This window comes from Kiloniella majae (assembly GCF_002118315.1).
GTDB lineage: Bacteria > Pseudomonadota > Alphaproteobacteria > Kiloniellales > Kiloniellaceae > Kiloniella > Kiloniella majae.
In genome coordinates this window covers 93,003-105,198 of sequence record NZ_MTSZ01000003.1, presented here as the reverse complement: position 1 = coordinate 105,198, position 12,196 = coordinate 93,003, and the positions used below count along the sequence as shown (strand labels likewise).

At 45.9% G+C, this 12,196-nt stretch carries 13 protein-coding genes; 7 read left to right on the top strand and 6 right to left on the bottom strand.

The genetic code is table 11. The features are described 5' to 3' along the window. Positions 1-7 precede the first annotated feature (7 nt). Complete coding sequence (locus BKB51_RS10030; RefSeq protein WP_085900971.1) at positions 8-2,590, top strand: DUF4175 domain-containing protein; 2,583 nt, start codon at positions 8-10, stop codon at positions 2,588-2,590. A 33-nt stretch (positions 2,591-2,623) separates the two neighbouring features. On the opposite strand, the gene BKB51_RS10025 is transcribed toward BKB51_RS10030, so the two are convergent. Both BKB51_RS10025 and BKB51_RS10020 read right to left on the bottom strand, forming a co-directional pair. Next, positions 2,624-2,992 (bottom strand): response regulator, encoded by a 369-nt coding sequence (locus BKB51_RS10025; protein ID WP_085900970.1) that lies wholly within the window; start codon positions 2,990-2,992, stop codon positions 2,624-2,626. Between the two features lie 122 nt (positions 2,993-3,114). Further along, positions 3,115-3,936, bottom strand: coding sequence for a zinc-ribbon domain-containing protein (locus BKB51_RS10020; RefSeq protein WP_085900969.1), 822 nt, complete (start codon positions 3,934-3,936; stop codon positions 3,115-3,117). Positions 3,937-4,113: 177 nt separating this feature from the next. Here BKB51_RS10020 and ftsE point away from each other — a divergent pair, with 177 nt between their 5' ends. The 5 genes from ftsE to BKB51_RS09995 all read left to right on the top strand — a co-directional run bounded on the left by ftsE (position 4,114) and on the right by BKB51_RS09995 (position 7,331). Then, positions 4,114-4,830 carry a cell division ATP-binding protein FtsE gene (ftsE, locus tag BKB51_RS10015; protein WP_085900968.1) on the top strand — a complete coding sequence of 239 codons (717 nt, stop codon included), beginning with the start codon at positions 4,114-4,116 and terminating at the stop codon, positions 4,828-4,830. Beyond that, positions 4,830-5,720, top strand: a complete 891-nt coding sequence (locus tag BKB51_RS10010; protein ID WP_085900967.1) for a cell division protein FtsX — start codon at positions 4,830-4,832, stop codon at positions 5,718-5,720. The genes ftsE and BKB51_RS10010 overlap by 1 nt, the downstream gene beginning before the upstream one ends. Positions 5,721-5,755: 35 nt before the next feature. Continuing rightward, positions 5,756-6,385: a YdcF family protein gene (locus BKB51_RS10005; protein WP_085900966.1), complete on the top strand. Its 630-nt coding sequence runs from the start codon at positions 5,756-5,758 to the stop codon at positions 6,383-6,385. Positions 6,386-6,473: 88 nt separating this feature from the next. Next, positions 6,474-7,124, top strand: coding sequence for a lysophospholipid acyltransferase family protein (locus BKB51_RS10000; RefSeq protein ID WP_158090199.1), 651 nt, complete (start codon positions 6,474-6,476; stop codon positions 7,122-7,124). Beyond that, complete coding sequence (locus tag BKB51_RS09995; RefSeq protein WP_085900964.1) at positions 7,125-7,331, top strand: hypothetical protein; 207 nt, start codon at positions 7,125-7,127, stop codon at positions 7,329-7,331. Between the two features lie 120 nt (positions 7,332-7,451). On the opposite strand, the gene BKB51_RS09990 is transcribed toward BKB51_RS09995, so the two are convergent. After that, entirely contained in the window at positions 7,452-8,042 is a 591-nt protein-coding gene (locus BKB51_RS09990) for a gamma-glutamylcyclotransferase (RefSeq protein WP_085900963.1), read from the bottom strand. 124 nt (positions 8,043-8,166) lie between these two features. Between BKB51_RS09990 and BKB51_RS09985 the strand changes: the two genes are divergently transcribed. Next, the gene (locus tag BKB51_RS09985; RefSeq protein ID WP_085900962.1) at positions 8,167-9,228 is read left to right on the top strand and encodes a DUF2125 domain-containing protein; all 1,062 of its coding nucleotides are present in this window, start codon (positions 8,167-8,169) and stop codon (positions 9,226-9,228) included. Between the two features lie 51 nt (positions 9,229-9,279). Here the strand turns inward: BKB51_RS09985 and BKB51_RS09980 are convergent, their stop codons facing one another. The 3 genes from BKB51_RS09980 to BKB51_RS09970 are packed head-to-tail and all read right to left on the bottom strand — an operon-like array spanning position 9,280 to position 12,185. Beyond that, a complete protein-coding gene (locus BKB51_RS09980) occupies positions 9,280-10,212 on the bottom strand; it encodes a prephenate/arogenate dehydrogenase family protein (protein WP_085900961.1) in 933 nt (310 codons plus the stop codon). Next, positions 10,205-11,287 carry a histidinol-phosphate transaminase gene (hisC, locus tag BKB51_RS09975; protein WP_085900960.1) on the bottom strand — a complete coding sequence of 361 codons (1,083 nt, stop codon included), beginning with the start codon at positions 11,285-11,287 and terminating at the stop codon, positions 10,205-10,207. The genes BKB51_RS09980 and hisC overlap by 8 nt, the downstream gene beginning before the upstream one ends. A gap of 52 nt (positions 11,288-11,339) precedes the next feature. After that, entirely contained in the window at positions 11,340-12,185 is an 846-nt protein-coding gene (locus BKB51_RS09970; protein WP_158090198.1) for a chorismate mutase, read from the bottom strand. Positions 12,186-12,196 lie beyond the last annotated feature (11 nt).

The window sequence follows — 12,196 nt, the reverse complement described above, 5'->3', positions numbered from 1 at the left end:
TGGACCGATGGATAGTACCGCCCGAAGAAGACCTCAGTTAAAGAAGCAGGCAACAAGGCCGAAAACAAGGCCTGAGCTTGGGTTACCGTGGAAAATACAAGTTAAAACCACCCTGACCAAAATCATCCTCTTTTGGGAAAATTTCTGGAAGGCATCCTGGATTTTTTGGGGACCACTTGGTGCTGCCATTACACTCATTCTTCTTGATTTCCCTGCTCAAATCCCAGTTTGGGGGCATATTGTCTTCCTTTTGGTATCAGGGATCCTAATCACCTACGGCGGAGTTAAGGCTCTTTTATCCACAAGGATACCAACTCGCCATCAAGCCTTGCGCCGCCTTGAACGAGATAATCAGTTAGCTCATCGCCCTCTGAGCAGTTTGGAAGATCGCCCCGTAAAAGCTTCAAAAACAGGTCTTGGTCTTTGGCTCGACAACAAAAAGCGTTTAGCTGCTTCACTCAATTCACTAAAGCTGAAACCACCCCAACCTCAACTATTCAAGCTGGATCCTTATGGGTTAAGATCATTGATTGTTATGGGGCTATTCGTTGCCTCTTTTTCATTTCATCAATGGCCAGACCGCCTAGCTGCTACCTTTGAATTCAAAAAATTAACATCTCTGGCAACTCAACAGAGCACGACGTTTAGTCTGTGGTTAACTCCGCCTGATTACACTGGCATGTCCCCGCTTTTTTATGATCAGAATTTTGCACCACCTGCAGAAATTAATCTTCCAAAGGGAAGTAAAGTCATTGCTCAGTTCCACGGCGAAGAAACAGCCCCGGATATTCAACTGGATGCGTACACTTTCCCAACTGAGCAGACAGGTAAACTCAACCATCAAAGTGAATTTATAATCGAACAAAGCGGTAGATTGCAGATTGGGAGTTCATTTACGTCACTCCTCAGCACCAAGATTAACCTTATCGAAGATTCTCCACCAAAAATCTTCCTGACGGAACAGCCCCAAGGTAACGAACTGGGCCTACTCAGGATCAGTTACGAAGCCCATGACGACTACGGCACCAACCTGCTCACCATAGGGCTTTGGCCTATTAATAATACGAAAAATGCGGATAATAATACGAAAAATGCGGAAAACACTGAAAGAACACTGATAAATCTGCCATTACCCGCAAGTAAAGTCCCTGAATATAAAGGACAACACTATCTGGACCTCACAGATAATATTCTGGCCGGAGAAGAAGTCTGGTTTCAACTCTCTGTTCAAGATGTCATCGGGCAACAAAGTCAAACTGAGGCGATAAAAATTACACTCCCTGAACGTGATTTTACACACCCCTTGGCCCAACAACTTGTGAAGCTTCGTAAAGACCTGAACACCCCCAGCAACAAACTGGATGTTATCGCAACGCTGGGATTATTGGTAAAAGAGCCAGAAGCCTACAATCACGATAGTCTTGTGGCGTTAACAATGAGTATCGCCGGGAAGCACCTTCTTTTTGACCGCACGCCCCCGGCTGTTAAAGAAAGCCAGAGTATTCTTTGGAAGACGGCTCTGCATCTTGAAGATGGTCGGATCAGTACTGCGCAAAGAGAACTTAGAAACATTCAACAACAGTTGCGCGATGCCCTCAGCTCAAATGCAGATCAAGACGAAATTTCCCGCCTTATGGATCAGCTGCAACAGGCTGTGGATCAACTGCTGACAAACATGCTGGAAGACTTTTTGAACAACGCCGACAAAAAAGCACCCGCACAGCCCTCAGAAAATGCTCAAACAATTGAAGGTAAAGATCTCCAAAACATGATCGAGCAAGCTCGTATGCTTGCTGAGAATGGATCAATGGAAGAAGCAATGGAGATGCTGTCTCAGCTTCAAAATATGCTCGAAAACCTTGCATTCCAGCAAGGTCAACAACCTGGTAACAATGCCAATGACGTCGGACGAGAAACCTTCGAGAAGCTTCAAGAGCTAACAAAAAGACAAGAAGAACTTCTTGAAAATAGCTATAAACGACAACAAGACGCGCAGAAGCAACAAGAAGGAAATGGATCAAAACCTTCTCCCCAAACTTTGCCAGGCGATGGTCGCCCGGGTGAACAAGCCAGAGAACAAAAAGACGAACGTTATCGTGATGCCAAAAGCCAGGAACGTATAAGACAAGAGCTTGAGCAAATGATGGAAAATATTCAGGAGCTTCTTGGTAATTTACCCGAAGATTTTGATCAGGCTGAACAGTCCATGGGAATTGCCCGTGATGCTCTTCAAGGTCAGGACGGTGAAGGAAAAGAGAATGAACAAGCTGTTCGCGCACAAACCAGAAGCTTGCGAAAACTGCAAAACGGTACTGAACAAGCCGCTGAAAAATATTTAAAAATGCTCAGCCAGGCACCCGAACGTGGAAGTGGCTGGGTCAGAGGCAAAGATGGATCTGGCCGAGACCCATTTGGACGAAATATAGGAAACAAGGGAGGAAGCATCGCCAAGCAAGGTGTTCCCCTACCAAATGAAACCGATGTGATGAGAAGTAGATCTATCTTGGAAGAACTAAGAAACAGGCGCAATGATCGTCAACGATCTCAAGAAGAAAGAACTTATATTCAGAAGCTGCTGGAGCGCTTTTAGAGGCCGCTTCTCAGAAAAATGAACCGCTCAGGTCTAACTTGCTTCTACACCTAAAGCTTCTTCGGCAGCATCACAAATTTCCTGCAAACTGAAAGGTTTTGTTACAACCTTAAAAATTAACTCTTCCAAATTATGTGCCCGTTGTTTTTCTGCCGAGTACCCGGTCATAAGCAACACAGGCATATCAGGTGCATCTTTTGCGACCTTCAGGGCAAGGCCGATACCATCCAATCCCGGCATCACGATATCAGTGATCAATAAATCATATTTATCCTCACCAAGAGCCTCTAACGCCTGCATACCGTCACCAACGGCTCTCACTTCGTGATTTTTATGCGTCAAAGCCCGTGCGACAAAGCTACGAACAGCATTATCATCTTCGGCTATCAAAATCTTCGACATACAGGCCCACCGCTATCACGTTAAACTTATAGTTAACACTACGTTAATATCGAAGATATCACGGAGTTGCGAATGATGCCATGCTTGAAAAATAAAGCCTTAAAAACTCACGACCAGCCGTTTTATTCTTCAACAGGAGAAAAGTCCGGATTTTGCAAGGCATCCTCATCGGATATAAAATTCACATTGACCAGTTTTGCTTTTGAGCTGTTGGCCAGTTCAATCAAAAACGTAATTTTCTCTTCCGGCTCAAGATAGGCCACATCAGCAGAAATGGTTTTACGAGATACAGCCTCACCATTTTCGGTTCTCATTGCCCCTAGCAACTTGGGTACAACAACCTTCTTATCGGTCGTATTCTGAATTTCACCTGTTATGACAACAAGTTTTTGACCATCCCGGGTAGCCCGTTCAATCTGTTGATTTTCAATCGCAAGTCCATAACCCACAGGATAAACTTGGAGATCAAGAAAATCATAAACCTTCATCGCCTCAGGGACAGTGTTCACAATTTGAATGCGTGCAGACTGGTCAGCAACGGCATATCCCACGCCACCACCCAAAATCAGAAGTATTAGCCAGGCGATAAGTCCGCCTTTGCCTTTTTTCTTCTCTTTCTTTTTGTCTGGGGCAAACCCTTTTGGGCGCTTGGAACGTACGTTTCCTGGCTCGACAAAATCATCATCCAGCGGCGAAGGCTCTGGTGGAATAGCTGAGGGAGCCTCTTCAGAAGGTGTTGCGACATTCTCCACATCTGAAGAACCACCACTTTCATCAGCGGGTTCATTTGCTGAGATATCCGCATCTGTAGGAGTAAATTCAAGCTCGGGTTCTTGAAACCATGTATGCCGACAGCTACTGCATCGAACTTTTCGTCCAGAATCCCCCAAGGCTTCAGGGGCAATTCGGAATTTGCTACTGCATTCAGGACAAGAAACAATCATACGATTTTTCACCAGCGAAGAAACTAAATTGGCCTTAATTTATACGGTCCATAAAATACGATGGCAAGTAAGGCCTTACACAACGGAAGTTTTTGTTCCCCCGCCAATGATTTATCAGGGGACAAGGCTTTACGCTAGCAGACAAAATATGTCATTGTTTCCCCGTCATTCACCACTATGGATTTCAAACTTTTGGTCCGCTTTCAAGATGTTCATTTGCGTTATGGCTCTGGTCCCGATGTCCTGCATCAGGTAAATTTAACTCTCGCACCAGGGTCGTTCCACTTTATGGTTGGGCCAAGTGGCGCAGGGAAATCATCCTTGTTACGTCTGATGTATTTGGCTCACCGCCCATCATCTGGCCGTCTCAGTATTTTCGGACGAGATGTATCCCAACAGGACCGTAAAGAACTGACAATGCTAAGACGGCGTATTGGCATTATTTTTCAGGATTTTCGATTACTTGACCATCTGACTGCATTGGAAAATGTTGCTCTACCTCTCACCATTACCGGGCAGTCGCTTGATAAAGTCCGACGGAATGTAAGTGAACTGCTGTCCTGGGTTGGTCTGGCTGATTATCTGGATGCAAAACCACCAACACTTTCCGGGGGGCAACAGCAGCGCGTTGCGATTGCACGCGCAGTCATCGCACGTCCCAGTCTGCTTTTAGCGGATGAACCAACAGGAAATCTGGACGATAAAATCGCAGAACGGCTGCTCTTTTTGTTTGAAGAACTCAACAAACGTGGCACGACGATTGTCGTCGCCTCCCATAACGAAGGACTTGTGAACCGCTTTAATCATCCGGTTTTTAAAATCGTAAATGGTGAAGTCAGGTTGATACGAAGCGAACAGAGTTCTCCTGCAGCACCAACAGCAGGTAGTGTATAATGTTTGGGAACAGGAACGATGTCCCCCTCGACAGAGATGCATCCAGTAGATTTCTGCCCTGGTTAATCGCCATGATGGTTTATCTGGCAACTATGTCATTGGTTATCGCACTAACGATGAACAAACTTGCCAACCGCTGGGATCAAGGACTTTCCAGCAGTTTGACCATACAAGTTCCTTCCGAACCTTCAGTGGAAAAACGCAGTACCCTCGAACAACAGCTAAAGACCTTTATTGTAAAGATCGAAAGTCTGGATAATGTTTCCCAAGTTGAGCTGTTGAACGACACTGAGCTAAACAAACTTATGGAACCTTGGTTGGGTAAGGACATATTGCTTCATGACCTACCTATTCCCTACCTAATCTCGATTGAACTCGACAGTTCCAGCGCCCAAACAATCGACGAAATAAAGCTGCTTCTGTCTCAGGATATTCCCAGCGCCAGCGTCGATGATCATCAACGCTGGCTTGGTAACTTGTTGGGTCTGACCAAAATCATACAAATTATTGCTCTTCTCGTCGTCGTTCTCGTTGGTGGAGCTGCTGCTTTGATGGTCATCCTTGTCACACGTATGGGTCTTGCGATCCACCGGCAGGTTGTTGAGCTTTTTCATCACATGGGTGCACACGATTCATACATCGCCTCACGCTTTCAGTTTCACGCCCTCAAACTCAGTATTGTTGGAGGGCTCTCTGGATTACTTCTCGCAGGGATCACCGTTGCCAGCTTCAGCTCTCTGTTAGGACAGGCCAACAGTGCCATTCTTCCAACACTTACATTTACCGCTGGCGAATGGGGTTTGCTCTTATTAATGCCATTATCTGCTTCTTTAATTGCGATGATGACCGCAAGGTTAACCGTCTTAAGAAGCTTGGCACTCATGCCATGACGAATGATGTTATGACGAACTGGGAAAATTGATCGTTGTTCCACAAGCCTATTCGTAAAAGATATGTTCTTTTAAAGCTCGGGTCCTTCATAACAGTCGCAGCTCTGTTATCATGGGCACTTGGCTTTTTCTGGTTTGCAACCAATCTACCGGAAGAAGTGACAAACGACGCCGAAGCTGCCGATGTTATTGTCGTGCTGACAGGCGGGAGTGATCGCATAAACACGGGCCTTGATTTACTGGAACTTGGTACAGCCAAAAAACTTTTTATATCAGGTGTTTACAAAGGTGTAGAAGTACAAGAACTGCTCAGATTATCGCAACGCGCCCCGAAAAATTTGGAATGCTGTGTCAAATTGGGATATCAAGCCGACGATACACGCGGAAATGCCCTTGAAAGCCAAAACTGGATCGAAGAAGAAGGTTACAGCTCATTACGGCTTGTCACAGCCGCCTACCATATGCCAAGAAGTCTTCTGGAATTCAGAAATGCGATGCCGAACATTAAAATTCTGCCTCACCCTGTCTTTCCGCAACATGTGAAACAAAAAGACTGGTGGCTCTGGCCCGGTAGCATGACCTTGATTTTATCAGAATATGTTAAGTTTCTGATGGCTCATGTCAGAATCTGGCTTGAAGGTTTACAGGCAATATTGATTGGATAAAGACTCGATGATTTTTTTAAGATCCCTAACGTTCAATATTTGCTATTTAATCTGGTGTGCCATTTTCTTCACGCCATGCCTTTTACTCATGATCTTTCCTCAACGTTTCATGTTGCAAGCAGGGCACTACTGGGCGCTTGTGATTTTCTGGCTTCTGAAAGTCATATGTGGCACCACTTATGAAATTCGTGGGCAAGAAAATATCCCCAAAGAAGGTGGCTTTCTGCTAGTGAGTAAGCATCAGTCCGCTTGGGAAACCATTGCCCTAATGGCTTTTTCCGATAACCCTTGTTTTATTCTCAAAAAAGAGCTTCTGATGATACCATTTTTTGGTTGGTATCTTTGGAAAGGTGGTGTTGTTGCTATTGATAGAAAAGCCGGATTAAAGGCGCTCCGCCAGATGATTAAAGAAGCAAAAGAACCTTTAGACAATGGCCGCCCGGTGATTATCTTTCCCGAAGGAACACGTGCTACTCCACATCAGGAACCAAACTATCAGACGGGCATTGTTGCCCTCTACAGTGGATTGAATGTTCCTGTTTGCCCAGCTGCTGTTAACTCCGGCCTCTTCTGGGGCAAAGACGCTTTTGTTAAAAAACCAGGTAACATTGTGCTCGAATACCTTCCTGTCATTCCTGCAGGGCTCAATAAAAAAGTCTTCATGAAAACAATGCAGGACACCATCGAAGACGCCAGCAATCGTCTTATGAGTGAAGCTGAACAGAAACAAGAGGCGTAAATGGCAAAGCCACGGAAATGTCCAAAATGTTCAACCAAAATCGGTATCGACGAAGACATCTGTTATGCCTGTGGTGAGAATGTTCCCTTTAACCACCCTTGGTACATAATGCCCGTAGGTGGCATTATTGTTATTGGTCTCTTCTGGCTTCTGACTGATTTTGATGCACTGATCCAATACGTAATGCAAAGTATCCCCGATAAATAAAACCGGGAAAATGAAACAAGACGCCCCCAAAACATTCAAAACGCACAGGCAACAGAAATAAATCTATAGCCGTCGTTTTGGGTATCGGGAGTTTTCTTTAGATCACTGTCTCCCCTGATATCAGGGAATGTGTTTTTGTGCTTCAACCACGTTATTCAAAAGGTCTTCAAGGCCAGGATCATCAATACTCAGTGCTTTGAGATGGGAGACGGTATTTTCAAGATACTCAATACATTTACCACTACTGCCGACACCCTGAAGAATGTGCGCGATCAGTTCTTGATTATTTAAGCGGCCTGCATATTGATCATGTTTTGTGTCCGCGACAAAAGTTGCCGCAATTACATTCTCGCCCGATTTTAGAGAGATCTCATACCATCCGGGATGATACACACCTGAAATCATCTCTCGTTCAAAAAGATAATCCATCACCACAGCGCGTTCTGCCGCAGGAACTTTATAAGCCATTCCAACACAGGAACCGCCTTCATCCAGCCCGAGAACAAGTCCCGGACATTCTGGAGTTCCACGATAAAAGAAAGAATAGATACAAAAATGCCGGTGAAAGCCATCCAACACAGCAGGTTGAACTTCTATATGTGGAAAGCCGGGATTCCACATTAATGAGCCGTAACCAAACACCCAAAAATCCTGGCCCTCTTCGAGCGGTAATTTCGAATCATAAAAGGCCCTTAATTCAGGGGTCGACATTGCTCTGGTTCTCCGAATCGTCTATGGCTAAGGAAAGGTGAGTGTAACGATTGCTTTGCAAAACGAAAAGCGACGCCCTCAATTAAAATAATTTAGTTCCACAGAAACCAAGGGTCGACATAAAATGCCTGTAGATACTGACAAAAACTCCCGTCAGTCATCAAGTATTGCAAAGAAACTGATCTCATCCGGTCTTGTATTATGCGTACTCTTCATCTGCTTTTCTGTTGCCTTTTGGTTCTGGGCCGCAAACCAGATGGAAACAAGCCTGAATAGGTGGAGTGAAAAGCAAAGATCCCGAGGATTTGAAATATCTCATGGCCCTCTATCCATAAGCGGGTTTCCCTTTTTGGTACGGGCTGAATTAGAAGAACCACGGATCAAATCCCCCGAAGGATGGTATTGGCAAACATCTCGTCTAAGCGCAGAAGCAACACCTTGGTCCCCCTTGAGCATGGAAGTGGATCTGAGCGCAAAACACATCATCGATGGTCTTCCTAATAATCATCCCGCGATAACGATCGAAAGCGATCGGGCAAAATCCACCGCGCAACTGACACTTGAAGGTGAGTTGCTCAACGCCCGCCTTCAAGCTGATAAACTTGTTGTAACTCGTGAAAGTCATCACCCTCTTACCGTGACAACATTGGACACAACACTTGGTCCTCTGAAGCCAGCCTCGGCCACAACCCCGCTTCAAGAGTTCAATATCCTCATTAAAGCCCAGGATATAAATCATCCCGAGTTGGATAAAACTCCCTTAAAGGGCCCCATTACTCAATTAAATCTGGATGGCACACTCTATGGCGCAGTTCCAAAAACCAAGCTGAAAAAAGCCCTCCATATATGGCGGGATACAGGTGGCTTTCTGTCTCTACACGACATGAGTTTACGCTGGGGTCCTCTCCTGATGGATGCCAGAGGGAAAATAACGGTAGACAATCTGCTAAGGCCTTCAGGTAACCTTGATAGCAGAATTGAAGGCGCAGGTGCCGTTGTCAAAAAACTGGAGAAAACTGGCCTTATCAACAAAGGCCAGAGCTTTGGCATAAAGCTATCACTGGCAGCATTGGGAAAGACAAATGAGCGCGGGCGTCATGAAATAAACGTACCACTGATTATGAAAGATGGATGGCTATCAATTGGCCCTGTCACGTTGCTTCGGCTTCCACCAATCGCACAATAAAAGCTCTAACAAAAAAGCTCACTTCTATTGAAGTGAGCTTTTTTATAGTTATCAGTCCTGAACACTATCAGGCTCTCGAGCATCAAAAGTACCCGCCTGATGAGCATCAACAATGCCGCGGCGAATATCACGGGTCTTTCGAAAGCGATCTTCCAGCACATCGCCCTCGCCCCATCTCACAGCCCTCTGTAATACGGACAGGTCTTCGGAAAACCTTTGCAGCATTTCCAGAACGGCCTCGCGATTATTCAAGAACACATCGCGCCACATAATGGGATCAGAGGCGGCAATTCGTGTAAAATCACGAAAACCACCCGCAGAGAATTTCACAACATCAGCCTGCTGAGTTTCTTCCAGATCAGTTGCCGTTCCCACAATTGTGTAAGCAATCAGGTGTGGTAAATGAGACGTAATGGCTAAAACTTTATCATGATGATGCGCCGTCATGATCTCGACCATGCTCCCCATGGCAGCCCAGTAATCTGTGATGCGATCAAGGGCTTTGCTATTGGTTCCGGGAACCGGCGTCAAGATACACCAGCGTCCTTCAAATAACTCTGCAAAGCCTGCTTCTGGTCCAGAATGCTCCGTACCTGCAATCGGGTGCCCCGGGACAAAGTGGATCCCGTCAGGCAGATGTGGTCCCACATCGCGAATAACAGACTCTTTGACCGAACCAACATCTGTGACAATAGCGCCTTCCTTCAAAGACGGAGCCATTGCACACGCTAAATCATCATAAGTGCTAACCGGAGTGCAAAGGATAACCAGATCAGCATCAACAACTGCTTCAGCCGGTGTTTCATAGATAGCGTCGACCAACCCTAAACGCATCGCTGTATCGCGTGTATTTTGGCTGCGGGCACAGGCGGTAATTTCTTTCGCCAAGCCATTCTTACGAGTTGCCAAGGCCAGAGACGAGCCAATCAGCCCAATCCCGACCAAAGCGATTTTATTAAAAAGTGGATCTTTTTTTTCAGTCATTGATAAATGCGGTGAGACTATCGACCACCACCCTCATCTCATCTTCGGTTCCGATTGAAATGCGAATATGTTCAGCCAATCCATAGGCAGACATGCCACGCACCAGAACACCTTTGTTTTTCAGGAATGCCAGAGCTTCTGCAGCACGTTCGCCGGAACCAAAGTTCACAAGCACAAAGTTACCGACAGAATCATGCGTCCCTAGCCCCAGTTCAGACACCTGTTGGCGGAACCAGTTAAGCAGACGATTATTAAGCTCTTTTGACCGGGTAATGTGTTCTTTATCCTTGATCGCCGCAACGCCAGCAGACTGTGCAGCCAAACTGACATTAAAAGGGCCGCGAACACGATTAAGAACATCAGCAACCTCTGCTGAACAATAAGCCCATCCCAAGCGAAGCGACGCAAGACCGTGTATCTTGGAAAAAGTACGGGTCATAACCACGTTATCATTCTCTTCGACCAAGGTAGCACCACTGATATAATCCGCGTTATCTACATATTCACAATAGGCCGCATCAATAACCAGAAGCACATCATCCCGTAACTCAGTGCGCAACTTTCGCAGTTCGGTCTCTGTTACATAGCTTCCTGTTGGATTGTTCGGGTTCGCCAGGAACATAATGCGTGTTTTATCGGTCACGGCTGCCAACATGGTATCGACATCAATACGCAAATCTTTTTCCCGGGCCTTCACGGGGACTCCCCCAGCAATTTTGGTCCCAATCGGGTACATTAAAAAGCCGTGTTCATTATAAACGACTTCATCTTCAGCGCCGACGTAAGCGTTGATCAAAAGGCCCAATAATTCATCAGAACCAGCCCCGCATACAATTCTGTCTGCATCCAGGTTTTCTGCTTCCGCTATACCTGTTCTCAGTAAATAAGAGCCACCGTCCGGATATCGATGAAGGTCTTCTGCAATCGCTAGATAAGCTTTTTTAGCCGCGTCTGAAGCACCAAGTGGGTTTTCATTCGAAGCCAAGCGGCAAATCCGATCGACACCTTCAACTTTAGATTCTCCACCAACATAAGGGGATACATCCATAATTCCGGGTTGCGGTTTTAAAGCCATTGTAAAAACTCTCTTATTTTACTGAATAGTTATCGGCAACGTGCCGATGAAATTATGCGTCCATTAAGGGAACGGCATAACCACCGATTGTCCAGGCATGCGTAATCCTTTGATCAGACAATTCGGCTAGTTTGGCCAGGCGCTCATCGCCTGGGGCCACATAATCATCCACCTCGATCAGTTGTAAACAAACTGACGGATCGGGTGTATGAATCTGGATATTAACGGGTTTCAAACTGGACTTTTCCAACAAACTGGTCAGGGTTGAACGGGACAGGGGCTCTGCAGATTCGACTACGATATAACTGCGATCATGGCCTGTTTTTTCCTGTGCCCCTAACCCAACAATAACGGCTTCGGGTCCATCCGTATTAGACATTTGATAAAACGGTAACCGCGCAATAATTCTGGCATTGGTCGCCCCCTCACCCTGCGCAAGAGAAAGCCACCAGGGGTTGCCTTCCCCAGCCTGTGGTAAGGGGAGGATACCAGCAGTTGCCGCACCATCTGTGACTTCACGCAGAACACTCATCACTGTCTGCCGATTGGAAATTGGCGTTTCCATACCAAAGTGTTCCCGAGACAGATCGTAATAGGTGTTATCTCCTTCGGGGACATGCACAGAGACTGAAAATTTACTTTCAAGCTGCAATGTACTTGCAAAGATCTCTCGCCAGAGACGAACAATCGCCGATTTAGGAAGAATACCGTCATGCCGTTCGACAAGGCAGCGTAATACCTCCGCTTCCCTTCCCGCATTAAGACTTGTAGAAGATTTTCCTTTTTCCTGAACGATCGACTGGACAACCTCTGCCCGCTTCATGAGTAGGTCATGAAGCTGATTATCAATTTCATCAATCTGGCTTCGCAAAGAAGAAAGTTTATCTTGTTCAGACATAGTTTTTATCA